17 protein-coding genes are annotated in these 14,530 nt (G+C 68.9%); 10 read left to right on the forward strand and 7 right to left on the reverse strand.

Annotated features, from left to right (window positions below):
- The 6 genes from AB0F38_RS30325 to AB0F38_RS30350 form a co-directional block, all read left to right on the forward strand.
- The coding region (locus AB0F38_RS30325) for an NAD(P)H-dependent glycerol-3-phosphate dehydrogenase (RefSeq protein WP_361900267.1) at nt 1-923 on the forward strand (923 nt) is incomplete at its 5' end.
- A gap of 66 nt (nt 924-989) precedes the next feature.
- Nucleotides 990-1,343 carry a hypothetical protein gene (locus AB0F38_RS30330; RefSeq protein WP_361900270.1) on the forward strand — a complete coding sequence of 118 codons (354 nt, stop codon included), beginning with the start codon at nt 990-992 and terminating at the stop codon, nt 1,341-1,343.
- Nucleotides 1,330-2,187, forward strand: a complete 858-nt coding sequence (locus AB0F38_RS30335; protein WP_361900273.1) for a hypothetical protein — start codon at nt 1,330-1,332, stop codon at nt 2,185-2,187. Before AB0F38_RS30330 ends, AB0F38_RS30335 begins: the two co-directional genes overlap by 14 nt.
- Nucleotides 2,188-2,265: 78 nt before the next feature.
- A complete protein-coding gene (locus AB0F38_RS30340; protein ID WP_361900276.1) occupies nt 2,266-3,393 on the forward strand; it encodes a hypothetical protein in 1,128 nt (375 codons plus the stop codon).
- 345 nt (nt 3,394-3,738) lie between these two features.
- A complete protein-coding gene (locus AB0F38_RS30345) occupies nt 3,739-4,065 on the forward strand; it encodes a GYD domain-containing protein (protein WP_361900373.1) in 327 nt (108 codons plus the stop codon).
- Nucleotides 4,066-4,173: 108 nt separating this feature from the next.
- Nucleotides 4,174-4,452, forward strand: coding sequence for a hypothetical protein (locus AB0F38_RS30350; protein WP_361900279.1), 279 nt, complete (start codon nt 4,174-4,176; stop codon nt 4,450-4,452).
- A 258-nt stretch (nt 4,453-4,710) separates the two neighbouring features.
- On the opposite strand, the gene AB0F38_RS30355 is transcribed toward AB0F38_RS30350, so the two are convergent.
- Complete coding sequence (locus AB0F38_RS30355) at nt 4,711-5,376, reverse strand: hypothetical protein (protein ID WP_361900282.1); 666 nt, start codon at nt 5,374-5,376, stop codon at nt 4,711-4,713.
- 368 nt (nt 5,377-5,744) lie between these two features.
- Here AB0F38_RS30355 and AB0F38_RS30360 point away from each other — a divergent pair, with 368 nt between their 5' ends.
- Nucleotides 5,745-6,617 carry a DNA ligase gene (locus AB0F38_RS30360; RefSeq protein ID WP_361900285.1) on the forward strand — a complete coding sequence of 291 codons (873 nt, stop codon included), beginning with the start codon at nt 5,745-5,747 and terminating at the stop codon, nt 6,615-6,617.
- Between the two features lie 35 nt (nt 6,618-6,652).
- Complete coding sequence (locus tag AB0F38_RS30365; protein ID WP_361900288.1) at nt 6,653-6,967, forward strand: hypothetical protein; 315 nt, start codon at nt 6,653-6,655, stop codon at nt 6,965-6,967.
- Between the two features lie 552 nt (nt 6,968-7,519).
- Here AB0F38_RS30365 and AB0F38_RS30370 read toward each other — a convergent pair.
- Nucleotides 7,520-8,128: an XRE family transcriptional regulator gene (locus AB0F38_RS30370; protein WP_361900291.1), complete on the reverse strand. Its 609-nt coding sequence runs from the start codon at nt 8,126-8,128 to the stop codon at nt 7,520-7,522.
- A gap of 102 nt (nt 8,129-8,230) precedes the next feature.
- Here AB0F38_RS30370 and AB0F38_RS30375 point away from each other — a divergent pair, with 102 nt between their 5' ends.
- Together AB0F38_RS30375 and AB0F38_RS30380 are read left to right on the forward strand one after the other, a co-directional pair.
- Nucleotides 8,231-8,857 carry a methyltransferase domain-containing protein gene (locus tag AB0F38_RS30375; RefSeq protein ID WP_361900376.1) on the forward strand — a complete coding sequence of 209 codons (627 nt, stop codon included), beginning with the start codon at nt 8,231-8,233 and terminating at the stop codon, nt 8,855-8,857.
- A gap of 38 nt (nt 8,858-8,895) precedes the next feature.
- On the forward strand, nt 8,896-9,408 hold the full coding sequence (locus AB0F38_RS30380) for a DinB family protein (protein ID WP_361900294.1): 513 nt from the start codon (nt 8,896-8,898) through the stop codon (nt 9,406-9,408).
- Between the two features lie 183 nt (nt 9,409-9,591).
- On the opposite strand, the gene AB0F38_RS30385 is transcribed toward AB0F38_RS30380, so the two are convergent.
- Genes AB0F38_RS30385 through AB0F38_RS30405 form a run of 5 tightly spaced genes read right to left on the reverse strand, consistent with a single transcriptional unit; the run spans nt 9,592 to nt 14,529 of the window.
- The gene (locus tag AB0F38_RS30385; protein WP_361900297.1) at nt 9,592-12,915 is read right to left on the reverse strand and encodes a LysM peptidoglycan-binding domain-containing protein; all 3,324 of its coding nucleotides are present in this window, start codon (nt 12,913-12,915) and stop codon (nt 9,592-9,594) included.
- 36 nt (nt 12,916-12,951) lie between these two features.
- Nucleotides 12,952-13,356: a pilus assembly protein TadG-related protein gene (locus tag AB0F38_RS30390; RefSeq protein WP_361900378.1), complete on the reverse strand. Its 405-nt coding sequence runs from the start codon at nt 13,354-13,356 to the stop codon at nt 12,952-12,954.
- 58 nt (nt 13,357-13,414) lie between these two features.
- On the reverse strand, nt 13,415-13,888 hold the full coding sequence (locus AB0F38_RS30395; RefSeq protein WP_361900300.1) for a TadE/TadG family type IV pilus assembly protein: 474 nt from the start codon (nt 13,886-13,888) through the stop codon (nt 13,415-13,417).
- Nucleotides 13,885-14,316, reverse strand: a complete 432-nt coding sequence (locus AB0F38_RS30400; protein WP_361900302.1) for a TadE family protein — start codon at nt 14,314-14,316, stop codon at nt 13,885-13,887. Before AB0F38_RS30400 ends, AB0F38_RS30395 begins: the two co-directional genes overlap by 4 nt.
- 6 nt (nt 14,317-14,322) lie before the next feature.
- Nucleotides 14,323-14,529 carry a hypothetical protein gene (locus tag AB0F38_RS30405; RefSeq protein ID WP_361900305.1) on the reverse strand — a complete coding sequence of 69 codons (207 nt, stop codon included), beginning with the start codon at nt 14,527-14,529 and terminating at the stop codon, nt 14,323-14,325.
- Nucleotide 14,530: the final 1 nt, after the last annotated feature.

The raw sequence follows: 14,530 nt of genomic DNA on the forward strand, positions 1-14,530 counted from the left end.
ACGTCATCGTCCACGCACGCCGTGCCGAGATCGCCGACGGCATCAACACGACCCACCGCAACCCGGGCTACTTCCCCGACATCGAACTGCCCACCACCCTGACAGCCACCACCGACCCGGCGACCGCCCTGGACGGCGCGCACTACCTCGTCCTGTCCATCCCCGCCCAGTCGCTGCGCACCAGCCTCGCCGCGTGGGCGCCGCACATCGGGCCCGACACGGTGATCGTGTCGCTGATGAAGGGGATCGAGATCGGCAGCGGACTGAGGGCGAGCCAGGTCATCACCGAGGTGACCGGCGTGAGCACGAACCGCATCGCGGTCCTCTCGGGCCCGAACCTCGCACGCGAGATCATGGCCGGACAGCCCGCCGCCGCCACCGTCGCGTGCCACGACGAGGACGCCGCCCGCCGCGTTCAGCAGGCGTGCCACACCCCGTACTTCCGCCCCTACACCAGCACCGACGTGACCGGTTGCGAGCTTGGCGGCGCGGTGAAGAACGTCATCGCCCTCGCGGTCGGCATCGCCTCGGGCATGGGCATGGGTGACAACGCCTCCGCCATGCTCATCACCCGCGGTCTGGCGGAGACCACCCGGCTGGCCACGGCCATGGGCGCCCACCCCGGGACGCTGGCCGGCCTGGCCGGCCTCGGCGACCTGGTGGCCACCTGCTCCTCCCCGCTTTCCCGCAACCGCACCTTCGGGACCCACCTCGGCCAGGGAATGAGCGTCGAGCAGGCAACGGCCGCCACCCGGCAGACCACCGAGGGAGTCAAGAGCGCGGAGGCGATCCTCGCTCTGGCCCGCGCCCACGACGTCGAAATGCCCATCACCGAAGTGATGTCGGATCTGCTGCACGAGAAGATCAGCCTCGACCAGGCCGCGGCCGCACTGATGCAGCGGCCCCCCAAGCCCGAGCGCTGAACCCGCCGCCCCGTTCCCGCGGGCGGCCACCGCACCTTCACCCTCCCATCACGGAGGCTGTCACCCATGCACGAGTCCGTGCTGCCCGCTGCCCAGACCGCCGCCACCCTCACCCTCGTAGCGTGGATGATCACCGGCTTCACCCCGCTGCCCGGCCGCTGGCTGCGCTGGAAGATGTTCTGCCGGGCCACCTTCACCCTCATCACGCTCACCGGAACCAAGGACGGCCGCACCGAGCCCGTCAACGTCTACGACCACCTCTCCCCGGGCTCCTTCATCCTCGGCCCGCCCCAGCTCCAGGCGATCCTCAACTACCTGACCACCAGCGGCCGGTACGACACGATCGACGGCCACGGCCGCCTCCTGAACGCCGACGGCGAGCACACGATCGAAGTGAGGGACAGCCGTGTGGTTCTATGACGCCCTCACCTCCGGCTTCCAGCACCCCACCGACCCCGGCCGGCTCCAGCAGTTCCGCATCCTCTTCGGCACCGTCCTCACCCTGCGCTTCGCCCTGTCCATCGGCCAAGGCGGCTGGCACCGCCTCGCCCCCGGGTCCCTCAGCCTCCACCTCGCCGAGCTGCGCCTCGGGCCCACACGGGCCCGGCTTCTCGCCAGCACCTACCGGCCCGCGCTGATCCTCCGCACAGCCGCCGCCCTCACCCTGGCCACCGGCCTCCTCCCACGGCTCGCGCTGCTCGTCGTCCTGGCCGGGGCCGCCATGGAACTCCTGTACCTCAAAAGCCCCAACGCCGTCCGCTACACCCTGCTCACCGGCACCTGCCTCCTGCTCGCCGGAGACCTCGGACACGGACTGCACATCGAGCACGGCCCCAGCAGCGCCAACACCTGGGCCCAGTGCCTCCTCGTGCTGATCACCACCGACATCTACTGGAACAGCGCCTGGCAGAAACTCCGCTCTCCCCAGTTCCGCACCGGCCTCTACCTCGCCCAGTGGATCCACGTCTACACCCAGGTCCGCGAACAGCTGCCCTACCGCCGCCAGTACGCCGTCCCCGGCACCGTCCGACGCCACCTGGGCAACCTCACCGCCCGCGACATCCACCTGTGGCGCATGGCGGCGGCCGCCGCCATCACCGCCGAGATCATGCTGCCGCCCGCCCTGCTCTACCCGCCGACGATGCCGTACGCCGTCGCCACCGGCATCGCCATGCACACCGCCTTCACCTGCCTCAAACCACGCCAGCTCATCACCTTCTCCGGCCTCACCCTCGGCACCTACCTCGCCTTCGCCCAAGGATGATCCCGCCCCGGCTGTCGCTCGGCGTCCCGTCTCACAAAGGGCTCGTCAGGTGGGGGCACACAGGGGCACCATGTCTGAATGACCCGCGACCTCTTCGCCCCTGTCGTTCCAGATAGGCAGACTCATCATCTCTTCCAGCGAGTCCGGGCTGGCACAGCCCATATGGCCGCTCGTCGATTGATGAACGAGATCTTCACGGATTTTCACGACGTGGACAAAAGCTTTGTCAGGGAGTTTCAGTCTGGGGGGTTCTCGGCGCGCGTCTTTGAGTTGGCTCTTTTCGCGTATTTGCGCGAGCAAGGCCTCAGCCCGGACAGGTCCCAGGCGGCACCGGACTTCGTCATCCGCGGCGAGAATCCGGTGGCCATAGAAGTCACCACAACCAACCCGGCCCAGGGAAAAGAGCCGGATGACATTGAGTATGCACCTCTACTCCGCGAAGAAATTCCCGAAGCCGATCAAGCTTTCGTGTTCCAACTAGGTAAGGCACTGAGACGCAAACTGACGCACCGTGACGCCGCTGGCTGTGCGTACTGGGAGAAGTCTCACATTCGGGACGTGCCATTCGTTATTGCTGTCGGCGCTTTTCATAACCAGAACGCGCAGATGCACGTGATGTCCTCGGTATGTGAGTACCTATATGGGCAGCGGGATGTCCTGGGTCATGATGAATCAGGCAAGCTCACAATCGCTGCTGAAGAGATCAGCGCGCACGAGTTGCGAGGCAAGACCATCCCGAGCGGTCTGTTCAGGCTTCCTGAGGCAGCGAACTTGGCCGGTGTCCTGTTCAGCAACGCGCACACCGTAGCCATGTTCAACCGGATCGGCATGGAAATTGGGTACGGATCGGACGACGTAGCATTCTGCCGCGTAGGGACTGCCTACGATCCGGATCCGAACGCTTCCACACCTCAGCTCTTCAGCTATGTCGCGGGCGACCGCCCCCCAGACCAGCAGGAGACTTTCACGGAAGGGCTGAGTCTGTTCCTCAACCCCTGGGCCATCCGGAAGCTCTCCCCGCAGGCGCTGCCGGGGATCTCATTCGTCGACCTCCTCGACGACGGCCGACTCATGTCCATGTTGCCGGGCGGCTTCCACCCCTTCACTTCGAAAACGCTTGTCTTCGAGGGACCGAACGCCCATCAAGTGGCGCGCTATCGGCAGCTTCAATTCCTCGGCCGGCTCCCGAACACCGATCAGAAATAGTCAGCCGTCAGAAGGGCGGTCCTTCTACAGCTTCTGACACCGCCGGTTCGGCGGGCCCTGGGGGACCCAGGCCCGCCCCAGGGCTGATGCGTTCTCAGGTTGTGAGATGAAGTAGCTGGCACGCGTGGGCAGGGTGTGACCGGTAGTGGTCACGCGGACCGAACCGTACGCGGACGTATCAGCCACCGTGTGCGAAGCAGGGCCAGAGCGCCCGGGTAGGTCGCTCACCCGTTGGCTGTGGCCGTGCCGGTCATCGTCCCCAGCCGTTCGGGGGATACGCGGGCCGCATCCGGCGCGTTTCCCGCCCCGCCGGGGTATCCCTTGGTGCAACGAAAGGGAGACATGATGCCGCTCTATCTATCGAGGTTCAGCTACACACCGGAGACTTGGGCGAGGCTGATCGTCCACCCCGAGGACCGCGCAAAGGCCGCTCAGGCGTACATCGAGTCCGTCGGCGGGAAGCTCCACGGCTTCTGGTACGCCTTCGGCACGCACGACGGCTACAACCTGTGGGAGGCCCCCGACAACGTGTCCATGGCCGCGGTTGCGCTGGCGATTAGTGGAGGCGGCGCGCTTAGCTCGTTCGAGACGACAGTTCTCCTGACCGTCGATGAAACCATGGATGCCCTGCGCGAAGCCGAACGAGTCCAGTACCGGGCGCCGGGCGCGTAGCGGTCCAGGCCGATGCGTTCTCTGGAGACGAGATGAGTGGTTCGCCCAGGTGTGGTCATTCGCGGGTGATCCGCCGGACTGGAAACGACGAACGCGACCGGGCTGGCCGTGGACGGCAAGACCGTGCGCGGAAGCCGCACCAACGGCGCGGCCGTACACCTGCTCGCCGCCGCCCTGCACGACAGCCAGACGGTCATCGCCCAGCGACAGGCCGAGGCTAAGAGCAACGAGATCCCCGCGTTCGCCCCGCTTCTGGAGCCGCTCGATCTGCGCAACATCGCCATCGGCCTCATGCGCCAAGCCGGATGGGCGAACCTCGCTGCAGCCACCGACCACTACCGGTCACGCCCCGCCCACGCGTGCGAGCTACTTCATCTCACAACCTGAGAACGCATCAGCCCTGAGGCCCGCCCCGGTACGGTTATGGCTGTGCCACCCGTCGGTTCGGCTTTGAGTCCCCTTCGGGAAACTCGAACCCACGGCCCTTTCGTCATCGCCCACAACACCCCCATGACCGACCTGGGCGCACCCAAGGCCGTCCCACCCCTACGGCACCGGGGCAACCGGAGCTCTCCCTGCGCACACCCAGCGGCGGTACGGGGCAAGGCCAAGCGGGAGCATAGCTGTGTGGAGGGTCCTCTCGGTCTAGTTGGTGTTGTTGGGGACGGCGAGACGGGCGAAGCCGTAGATGTAAAGAAGGATTCCGGCGACGATCGCGGGGAACGCCAGGTGGTTGCAGAGGGCTTCGGCGTTCTCGCCGACCCACGCCGTGAAGCTGGTGCTGGAGGCGAACTCGGGACGGTGGTAGTCGTACTGGCCCATGGCCGCGCCGGCGCCCACGCAGACCACCCCGCCCAGCATGAAGCCGATGGGGGCGCGGCGCTGCTGCCGCTTGTCGTAGTAGCCGGTACGGGTGTGCTCCTGATAGACCGCGAGTTCCCCGGGGGCGGAGTCCAGTTCCTTCTGCGCGAGCCATTCGGCGGCGGCCTGGGCCTCGATCGACTCGGCGGCGTCGAAGAAATGCCGCTGGGCGGCGGCGTGGCAGTCGGCCTCGTCGCACATCACGCGGGCGGTCATCGTCACCGACCCGTCCGGGTGCTCGGCGGTGTCGATGTCCGGATCGGTGAGCTGGGCGTAGGCGCAGGTGGACGCCGCCTCGCGGACGCCCTCGCGCACTGCGGTCTCCAGCGCGGTGCGGCCGTCCGGCTCGGTGGCGAGCTGCTCGGCACTCCAGCGCAGGCGGTTGGTGTGCACCGTGTACCGGCGGTCTATCGGCGCCGTGGTGAGGGTGACGGGCACGTTCAGCGGCATGTGATCAGTCGCTCCTTCGGGTGGCGATGGCTGTACGGGCAAGCCGGGAGCGGTGATCGAAGCCGGCGTCGGCGAGCGGGCAGGCGGACCGGGTATCCACATCCGCCTCCCGACTTCCGTCGCACCACGCGACGTTCCGTCCGACCCACACTCCGATGAAGCTTCCCGCCACCGCTACTCCAGCCGTTTCGACGGCAGCTATCCCCTGATCCATGAAGCTCATCCTGCCCGACTCGAAGAGGCCGTCCAGGGCCAGAGCTTCAAGCGTTACGCAGGACTCATGCCACCTGGAGGTAGCAGCGGACAGGATCCGCCGTCCGGACTGCCCGAGGGTGCTCACGAGGCCGGAACGGCGCAGGGTCGCAGGTGTGGAGTTCCCCGTTAACGTCGCGCTGGCCCGGGCCGTATCAACACTCCCGCACGGACCGGATTACTGGTACGAACCCAAGTTCGACGGCCACAGGATGATCATGCGGCGCACCGAAGAATCGGTGATCCTGTACGCCCGGTCCGGGCGGGTTGTCACCTCGAACTGGATGGACCTGGCCGTGGCCGGCATGGAGCTCAGGCCGGCCACCGTTCTGGACGGCGAAGCCGTCGTATGGCGCGATGGGCACCTGGACTTCGGGGCGGTGCAGTCCAGGGCCGCGTCGTCGGTGGCAAGGGCCCGATTCCTGGCCGGCCAGCATCCCGCCGCGTACGCCTGCTGGGATGTACTGCACCACCCGGACCCGGCGATCGGGGATACCCGCGCCCTTCCGTACACCCGGCGCCGGGAGCTCCTCCTGAATCTGCTCGACGGCATCGGGTCCCCGATCCAGCCCGTTCCGGCGACGGACGACCGCACCGTGGCCGAGGACTGGTACGAGTCGCTGCAGCCGATGGGGATCGAAGGTGTTGTGGCCAAGCGCGGCACAGCTGGATACCCCTCGGGCCGTAGGGCCTGGGTGAAGGTCAGACACGCGGACACGGCCGAGGCCCGGGTCGTCGGGTTCACCGGCGCGCGACGGCGGCCGCGGAACCTCGTCCTCGTCCTCGCCGGAGCAGCCCGGCCCCGCATGTCCGTACGCCTCGATCCCGTTCTCGCCGCTCGAATCGGCACCGCCCTGCTCGACGCACCTGCCACCGGGCAGCGGCGCACACACGGAGAGCCCTACACGGGACTTGAGACCGACCTGGTGGTGGAAGTCCTCGCCGGAACCGGCCGCCACGGCACCCTGACCGTGGTCCGGATCCGCTGACTGGGGTGAGCACGTGCTTGTCGTACCGTCCTGCCATGACAGCTGAAAATGACAAGCAGGCTCTTACCGCCATCTGTAAGGCCGCGAACAGCGGATATCTACTGCAGGTGATAGCGGATGGCAGCTTCGACCCTGTCGTCGAGAAGGACCTCTCGCACTGGCCCGACTGGCCGACCTTCCCGGCCGAAGCCGCGCACGCGGCGGGATGTGAACTGGTCCTGCTCGGCTATATGGTCCGGCCTGAGACCGTCACTGCCGACTCGCTGATGGGCTGGCACGCTGTACCGGATCAGCGGGCATGGTCGGCGAAGGTCGGCTCGTTCGCCGAGATGCGGGCTGCTGGAATCTGACAGGGTGTGGGCGTGCGGCGACCCTCCCGTGGGGAGGCCGGGAGGGGCGGCAGGCCCCGCCTGTGCCGCAGCAGGAAGGCGGGGCCGTTGCGGGATCCCGGTCTCGGGGGTGGTCCGGGTGCTCGCGTGATCAGCATGGCACCGGAACCAGCCAATCAACAGGGCTGTGACCGGAAACAGTTGTTCCGCTGGAGGATGCCGCGTTACTACCGTGACGTGATCCGACCATGGGGACCAGCGGTACAGCCAGTATCGGTGAGAACGATCATGGCTGTGAGCTGCCGTTTGGCGTCGGGGCCTTGGTAGTTCTCACGGAAAAACAACGCTAAGCAACTGCGGCCCAGCTCAGAGGGTGAATCAGGACGGCCGCAGCGGGTGTAGGGCCGGGCGAAAGGCCCGGGGCGCGGGCCTGGTCACTGGCCGAGGGTCGCTGACGCGGTTCGTGTCCACTGGCGTTCGACCTGGTCGATCTTTGCGGGTGCGACATTGTCGACTGCGGCGTTTGCGCGGTGAGGCTCGCTGCTGACGGGCATACAGAATCCCTCGCTGAGTTCACCGTCGGCTCCCGGCCTGCGACGACCGATGAGGGTCGGTGCGTACATGCGCACGCACTCCCTGCAGGCCGAACAGGATGAGAAGCTCAACCACGCCGCCGTCGGCGCTGCCCAGCCAGTGCGGCAAGGACGTGTCGAACTCGGCCGCCTCACCGGGCGGCAGTGTCAGGTCACGCTCGCCGGTCACGAGCCGCAGGCGTCCGCTGAGCACGTAGAGCCATTCAAAGCCTTCGTGGGTCTGCGGGGTCGGTTCGAGTGGTTCCGGCTGGGCGGGGATGATCATCTTGAACGCGTGCACACCGCCCGGTCGCCGGGACAGGGGCACGAACGTCATCCCGAACCGCCTGAGCGGCTTGAGGTGGATCCGGGGGTCGCCAGTGCGCGGGGCACCGACGAGATCGTCCAACGGAACGTCATAGGTACGGGCCAGCGGCAGCAGCAGTTCCAGGCTCGCCCGGCGCTGCCCGCTCTCCAGCCGGGACAGGGTGCTCTCCGACACGCCGGTCGTCGCCGCGAGGTCGGCGAGGGTGATGCCGCGGTCACGACGCAACGCACGCAGCCGCGGCCCCACCGCGTCGAGCACGTCTTCATCCGTCTTGGGTTCCATGGGGTCATCTTGCTATTACCGCAAGATTGTGTGCCAGTTTGTGGTGCGCCCGGCAAGACTGAGCACCTTCTGACACAAGGAGTCCTGATGAGCACCACCGATATGAGCACCACCGATGCGGTCGCCTTCTGGGACGGCATCTACGCGGCCCGACCGGCAGCCGGCAACCCGCAGCCGAACGCTCGCCTCACCGAGACGGTGACGGGCCTGCCGCCCGGTGACGTGTTGGACCTCGGATGCGGCGACGGCGGCGACGCGCTGTGGCTCGCCGGCCAGGGGTGGCAGGTCACCGCCGCCGACATCTCGGCCGTGGCGGTCGAGCGGCTCGCCGCCCTTGCCCGCTCACACGGCCTGGGCGACCGCGTCACCACCGTGCAACACGACCTGCACAGGTCTTTCCCGCCCGGCGGGTTCGACCTGATCCTCGCCCACTACCTGCACACCCCCGGGGACCTGGACCGGGTAACCGTCCTGCGCTCGGCCGCGCACGTACTGCGCCCGGGCGGGCGGCTGCTGGTAGTCGACCACGGCTCGGCCGCGCCGTGGTCGTGGAATCAGGACGCCGACACGCGGTACCCGAGCCCACGGGAGGTCGCCGCCGGTATCGATCTGGCCCCGGAGACATGGACGGTCGAGCGGGCCGACGCCCCCCGCCGGATCGCGACCGGACCAGGCGGGCACACCGCCGAGGTCACCGACCACGTCCTCCTCATCCGCCGCACTGCCTGACACGGGGGCAGGCCCCCAATGAAGGAAGGCGACCACTGTTGCCCAGCACCCCACGCCGCACCACACGCCGCAATGGCCGTGGCGACACCCCGCCGCCCCGGACCGGAAGCAGTGAGATCGAGGTCCTGCGCGGCTTTCTCGACTACCTCCGGACCTCGATCGCCACGAAGGTCGACGGCGCACCCGAGCCGCAGGTGCGAACAGCCGCGGTGCCGTCGGGCACGAACCTGCTCGGCCTGCTCAACCACCTGACGTACGTCGAGCGGTCGATGTTCCTCGGGGACGACGTCACCGACTGGCAGGCGACGTTCCGCGCCGCGCCGGCGGACAGCGTGGCCGATGTCGTCGCCCGCTACCGAGACGCGGTCAAGCGCGCGAACGACGTTCTCGACGGGTGCGCCGATCTCGGCGCACCGGTCCCCCGACCCCGGCCGGACCGCCCCGCTCCCAGCATCCGCTGGGCACTCACCCACCTGATCGAGGAGACCGGCCGGCACGCGGGCCACGCCGACATCCTCCGCGAACTCATCGACGGCACGACCGGCCGCTGACCCACCCTCTCCGGGACGGAAACACATGATCACAGAACCACGGCCGTTGCCACGCCGTTCCCTCCGTTCCGCGCACACGGCGGCAACCGTGATGCTCACCCTCCTGCTCACGATCGCCACCACAGCCTGTTCCACCCCCGCCTCCACGTCCACGCCGACAGCCGGTGGGGCTTGAACAACTGGTCAGCGGGCTGGCACCTGCTGGTGCGAGTCGGACAGGACCAGGGACATGGTCTGTTCGGTGAGGGGTTCGAGGGAGATGTCGTAGATCCGGGTGATCTGCTGGAGCCGGCTGATGGCCTTGCGGACCCCGGTGGTGTTTCCGGTGGCCCACTCGATGTGCATCCAGTCCCGGTAGAGGACTTCGGAGGTCTCATCGATGTCCAGACCGCGCAGGACCGCGTGCCGGGCGGCATCCATGTCGGGAGTGTCTCCGTCGGTGAGCCAGGCAGCCAGGGTGTGTGCGACGTCGACCACGCGGGAGATGACTTCCTGCTGGATGGAGTCGGCCCACGGGTAGTCCTGGCCCTCGAACGGCTTGCCGCGGACCATGCCCAGCGCGTTCTCCAGGTCCGCGACACCGGCGTCGGGGCCGGAGGCCAGGCCCCGGGTGGCGAGTTCCTGGAAGCGGGCCCAGTCGGAGCGGATCCCGGGACGGAACGAGTATCCGTTCTTCGGACGGGGGAGGTACGACTGCCCGTCGGCGGCGGCCCCGAAACGGGACCTGATCTCGGAGAGACGGGACTGCAGCGTGCGGGTCGACCAGGGGTTGACGGGGTCCATCGCCGTGCACAGGGCGTCGGCACTGCGTCCGGGCCGCAGGTAGATCAGAGCGGCGAGCGCCCCGACCTTCGTGGCATGCCCGGAGCCGCTGATGCTGCTGACCTGGAGCGGCCCGAGGATCCGGATCTCAGGTGTCTCCGGGTCCTCGTCCTCCGTGCCGTCGAAGGGCGGTACTGCCGACGGGCCGGCTGGTGCGGGCACCGCGGGGCTGCCGGGTGAGCTTGTCGGCATGGATCCCTCGGTCTCCGCAGCTGCATCGCCCGACTCGTTCGGGGTGGCGGAGGCGAGCAGCGCGGGGAACGGGTTGCCGGGGTCGGCTGCGCCGTCGCCCAGGTAGACGGTGTGGGCGCCGGTGAGGGGGGTGGTGGCGATGTGGGCGTGGTCTTCGGAGAGCTTCCAGGCGCCGGTGGCGGGCTGGGCGGGTTCCTCGGTGACTTCGAGGGCGTGGATGAAGCTGCGGTACTGCTCGTCGGTCAGCCGCTGCAGCTGGACGGGCCGGCCGCCCAGCTCGGGGAGCTCGACAGGCGTGTCCGGCGCGGCGGGGATGGTGTCGGCGTCGGGGAAGGCCTGCCGGGTGGCGTCGTTGGCGGGCAGGACGACCGCGATCGGCAGCTTCCGTGCCGCGGACAGAGCGTCGGCGAGCTGCCAGACCTGGTCCCCGTCGATGTCTCCGGCACAGATCAGGATCCAGGGCAGCGGGGCGGGTGCTGTTTCGTCCTGCTGGTGGACTTCGAGGAGGAGGCTGCCGAGGTCGGCGACGACCGACTGCAGCTTCGGCATGGTCTGTACACGGCCTTTGGGCAGCAGTGAGGCCAGGCGGCTGCCGAGTCCGACGGTGATGATGTCGGTGTGATCGCTCCAGCCGCACGTCCCGGCCTCCAGAGCCAGGGCCCGCGTGACGGCAAGGACGTCGCCGGGTTGCCCATCCAGCAGCAGCACACGGTGCATCAGGTCGGCCAGCAGGAGGTCACCGTCCTCTGTGGCCCCCAATGTGACTAGGCCGGGATAGGGGGCGGGCACGTCTGCGGTGGCTGCCTCGTCCAGCAGCGTCGCCGCAGGATCCAGCCCCCATACGCCCGGCTCGTCGCAGCCGGTGAACGGGGACATGGGGGTCCCGGACTTGTCCTCGACCAGCAGCTGCACACTCTGCCCCGTGATCCGCGCCCCACGGACGACCGGCAACTCGACCCCCTTACCGGCCTGGCCGGCCAGGGTCCGCAGCGCGGTGTCCAGGAGCGCGGCGCTGGCAGGCTCACCACTGGTGTTCAGGAGCTGTTCCAGCAGTGACGGGTCGGCGTCGATCGCGATCGTCTCGCCCGCCCTGCGGCGCCGCTGCTGCAGGATCCGCTTCACACCGAGCGCCCCGGCGAGCGAAGCAGCCAGCAGCGCACCGATCCCCGCGACCAGCGCCACCTGCTGCACGACACCGCCGTCGCCGTCGTCCGTCTCCGGCGAGGCTACTGCTGAGGGCTCGGCCTGCGACGGCTCAGCGCCCGGCGGGGAAGCAGAAGCGGCCGGGCCGGGCACGGTGCTGGGCTCCGGGGCCGGAGCGCTCGGGGGAGCGGGCGCCGGTTGCCCCTCCTCCACGTCGCTCTGTTCCTTGTCGTCGTTGTGCTGCTCCGCCTCGTCCGGCTGCGCGTTGTCTGGCTGCCCCGCGTCGTCCGGGGTCTGTGGGGCGGGCGCGTTCGGGCCTTGCTGTCCTGGGCCAGGGTCCGAGTCGTCCGGCGCAGTCGCGGTGGCGGGGAGCGTCAGGTTCTGGCCGGGGAAGATGTGGTCCGGGTCGGTGAAGCGGCCCCCGCCGGGTTGGGCTTCGCCCTTGTTCAGTTCGAAGATCTCGGGGTACTTCGACTCGTCGCCGAGCTCGTCCTTTGCGATCTTCGACAAGCTGTCACCCGGCTCCACCACGTACTCCTCTCCCGTGGCGGCCTGCTTGCCGCCGCCCTGCGCACGCAGTCCGCGCTCTGCGCCGTCTCCCACGTCGGGCCCGGCGATCGCTGTCGTGGGGCGGGCATCCTCAGGGAGGTGAAGGATCCAGCCGGGGTGGATCGGCAGGTCAGCCCGGAAGGTCTGGCCGTCGGACATGGTGCGGCCGTCGTTGAGTGCGGCGATCTCCTCCCACCGGTTTCCGTCGCCGAGCCGGTCCTGGGCGATCGACCACAGGCTCTCGGCCGGCTTGGTGTCGGCCACGGTGTGCGCGGCCTGCCGGCTCGCGTCCGACTCGACCTGCTTGGCTGTGTCCTGCTTCGTGCTGGTGCTGGCAGGGGCGACTGTTGATGTGACCGCGGGGGCGGCGGCTGCGGGGCTGGCAGAAGCAGCGAGCGCGGTCCCGGTGGGCAGGGCCAGGAGCACGGCCCCGACCAACGTGGCGGCCGCCCGCTGCCCGACCAGGAGCCGCAACTGCGGTGCGGTGCGCCCGCGCAGCTGCGCGGGGATCTCCACCAGCACGGACAGAGCGAACATGCCCCAGCCGGCCCACCCCGCCGCTGCGAGAACGAGGAGGAACACCTGCCCGGAGTCCTGCGTGCCCAACAGGTTGCCGAGCGCGTCGATCCCGGCCGGGGCGACCACACCGGTGGCCCACCACAACAGCATGGGCAGCCCGGCCAGCAGCGCGGCCAGCACGACGAGGCTGATCAGGGCACGCAGTACGGCCCACAGGCCGGCCCCTCTACGGCGGGCCGGCCTGGCCGGGCGGCGGGACAGACCGGCGGGGGACTCTGGCATGGAACAGCGCCTCTTCATCAGTAGGTCGATCTTGTGTCAGTCAGCCTTGTGGAGCAGGGTCGCCGAACCGTGCCCGGATACGGCCATGGAGCCGATCCCGACCACGGGCAGGAACTTGGTGGGGTAGGAATCCGTGACGGTGACGACGACCTTCGAGTTGTTCTCGGCGAAGGACACCTTGCCGCTGACGCCGACCCGGCCGAGATAGGCGTAGGCGGCAGTGGCGGCGGCCTGCGGGTCGACACGGATCGCCTCACCGGAAACTGCCGCGCCGGGGTCGATGGCCTGGCCGCCGGCCCGGGCAGCCTCGAACGCGACCGCATCGGCGCGCTCGGTAGCCCGGAGCTTCCCGCCGCCGTCGAGGACCAGGCCGATGATGCCGAGCAGCGCCACCACACACACCGCGACGAACACGACCACCCCACCGTCATCGCGCCGCATCCTGCCTGACACGAGACGGCTCCACCGGCAGCAACTGCCAGAGAATTGAACCTGCACGTCAGCCCTCCCTGGAGCGGTAGGCGTCGACCACGGAGGAGAAACTGCTGCTGAGCGTCTTCGAGCCCGGGGCGCCGGGCAGCAGGAGATCGGAGAGCGCCACGGTGCATTCCACGGTGACCGTGGTGTAGCCGACCTGTCCGATCGGCATGTTCAGCCCCGAAGCGTCCACAGACACGCTCTTCGACGCGCACTTGATCCCCTGGTCATCCAGAGACCGCGCGGCAGCCGAGGACGCGGCGGACGTCGCGTCACCGTGGGTCCGCTCGATGGACGCCGCACGGGCGGCGTCCTCCGCAGCGGCGTCGATCTTGGCCCCCGACATCACCAGACGCCCCGCAGCAACCGCCATACACACGAACGCGATCAGCAGCGGCGTGACGATCGCCGCCTGGATCGCCTCACTGCCACGATCACCACGCAACCTGCCCGCGCACTGCCGGAACCAGGACCGCAACCCACCCAGGGCGCTCATGGTGTGGTCCAGCGCTCTCGGGCCCCGGTCGCCGACTGCGAGATCAGCAGACCGGGGAGGCCCGGAACCAGGGACACGGCCCGGCCGGTCACGGTGACCTTCATCGTCTCCCCGCCGCTCCCGGCGGTGCTGACCCCGGCGCCGCGCAGGCTGTCACCGGCGATCCGGCCCAGCGTCTCCCGGGCTCGGGCCGCACCGTCACCGGGGGTGGCTTGGTGGATCCGGCCGGCGCTCACGCCTTCCCGGGCCGCGGTCAGCGCGATGTTGCGCGCGTAGTACTGCATCCCCACCTGCACCGCGGTGATCGTGAGCAGGATGACGAACGGGAACACGATCGCCATCTGTACGGACGACTCGCCCCGGTCGCCCCGCGCCCTGGATGCAGCCGCCTCTGCCCAGCGCCGTATCACTGCCGCTGTCCTGTTCACGCTTGATCAGATACCGGTGAGCATGCCGTTGTACCGGGAGACCACCACGGCGATGGTGCCCGCGATGAGCAGAGCACCACCAACTGCGGCCACCCAGATGATGACGGTCGTGATCGAGATGTCGCCCCGGTCCTCGCCTCGGGCCAGGCCCTGGTCGATCCGGCCACGGAGCCATTGACCGGCGCCGGACATTCTGACGGTGAGCTTGCACATG

This window comes from Streptomyces sp. NPDC025273 (genome assembly GCF_040638585.1).
In the GTDB taxonomy this organism is placed as follows: Bacteria; Actinomycetota; Actinomycetes; order Streptomycetales; family Streptomycetaceae; genus Streptomyces; species Streptomyces cinereorectus.